This window comes from Curtobacterium sp. HSID17257, assembly GCF_003989515.1.
GTDB lineage: Bacteria > Actinomycetota > Actinomycetes > Actinomycetales > Microbacteriaceae > Curtobacterium.
Genome location: NZ_RBLU01000213.1, coordinates 1 through 1,755, shown reverse-complemented (window position 1 = coordinate 1,755; position 1,755 = coordinate 1). Strand labels below are relative to the sequence as shown.

General features: G+C 67.7%; 1 protein-coding gene and 1 rRNA gene. Both read left to right on the top strand.

Annotated features, from left to right (window positions below; all coding sequences use genetic code 11):
• Positions 1–94 (top strand): 5S ribosomal RNA (gene rrf, locus D8M35_RS16085); the annotation flags it as partial.
• 428 nt (positions 95–522) lie between these two features.
• On the top strand, positions 523–1,407 hold the full coding sequence (locus D8M35_RS16080; RefSeq protein ID WP_194074879.1) for a GNAT family N-acetyltransferase: 885 nt from the start codon (positions 523–525) through the stop codon (positions 1,405–1,407).
• Positions 1,408–1,755: the final 348 nt, after the last annotated feature.

The following is a 1,755-nucleotide window of genomic DNA, read 5'->3' as shown; positions in this document are numbered from 1 at the left end:
AACGCCCGGTCACATTCCGAACCCGGAAGCTAAGCCTCTCAGCGCCGATGGTACTGCAAGGGGGACCTTGTGGGAGAGTAGGACGCCGCCGGACTCAAACTCCAGCAACACCAGGAAACCCCTGACCTTGATCGGTCAGGGGTTTCCTGCGTTCCGGGGAACTCTTCGCCTCGAGGCTGATCGGATGGGTCGGGGTGGAGCCGCGGTACGCGAGACGCTCATCAATTCGCGCCCATGACCTTATCGTGCCGGTGGACACCGCGGGGTGGTCGTCTTCAACCGCACGGAGTCGTGGATCCTGGCTGCCCCGCAGCGGTCGTGCTGCGTTGTCTCCGCAGGATCGCTCACTTCTGCGACACAGCGTGTCCTGCCTCGGTCTGCGCTGCGTGCTGTGGTCCTCGCGCGCGCCGTGCTCCCCTCGGTCGCGGCCGTGGTCCGAGCCTTCGGTCGTCGTGTCACGGCTCTCTCGGTGTTCGTCCGCCGGAGGTGGCGTGCCGCCGCGGGATGGGGCACCATCAGGTCGTGGCAGGACGCATCGGTGATCTCTTCCGCGACGAGCCGGACCAGTGGGGCAGTCGCGGTGATCCGTGGTTGTGGCGGGCGCTCGGCGAGCGGTTCAGAGAGGTCTCGTTGCCGGCCACAGGAGGAGCGCTCGAAGCGCAGCTGCGGGGGGCCTTCGTTGCTGAAGTCGGGCGTGCGATGTCGGATCGGGTGGGGACCGGCGTGTACGTCGAACGATTTGCACACGGGGGAATGTCTTCTGGGTTCGTCTCGCCGACGTGGTGGTCGAGGAGCGGCGTCCCCCTGCTGGTGCGGCGCGCAGGTCTCCCAGGTCGGGACTTCACCATCCGGAGAACGGAGGAGCTGGACTGGCAGTCGGTGCGCGCCCTCCGGCTCGAGAACGCCGCAGAGAACCCGGTTTCCTACGGCGCAGACCTCCCGACCGCCCTTGCGATGTCCGAGGATGCGTGGCGCACTCGGGGGCGTCGCGGCACCGGGACCGACACCACCAGTGTGGTGGCAGTCGCGGAGGATGGCGCGTGGCTCGGCATCATGTCCGGCCAGGTGCGCAGTGCCGACGGAGCCGGCGCCCTGCTCACCGGTGTCTTCGTACGCGAAGGAGCTCGGGGGCGCGCGAACGGGGTCGGGGATGCTCTGCTGGCGGAGGTCCTCGCGTGGGCATCGCTCCAGGCACCGTCCATCCGACTCTGGGTCGACCGCGCACCGGAGGGCGAGCCCGCGCGCCGCTTCTACGCCCGCCACGGGTTCCGAGCGACGGGGCGACGACGTCCGGCTGCCGGCTTTCCCGATGCAGAGATCGAGGAGATGGTGGCCCTGCTCGAGCGCCAGCCTCTCCCTGAGCCGGCTCGGATCCCGCCGTCCCGTCCACCCGTGTCATCCGGCTGAGTCGAGGCGATGGGCGCGACACGCCCGAGATGCGGCCCCACTTGGCAGTACGTTCACCTCCGCGTAAGGTTGTACCTCGTTGCCGCTGAGGCGGAGAACGGAACGGCCGAGACGGTCACCGGGTCGAAGACCCGGGGATGCAGTCCGGACGGGGTCCCGCTCGGCAACCAACCATCACGACGACGAGCTGTACGGCTCGGTGTCTGGTGTCGAGAATCCAAGCCCCTCTGGCGGAGCTCCTTCTGGGAGTCGAGTGGGGGGTGCGTCTGGTCCTTGAGAACTCAACAGCGTGCACATTGTCAATGCCAATTTATTGACCCCGTGCGATTGCAGCTTTGGTTGTGGTCG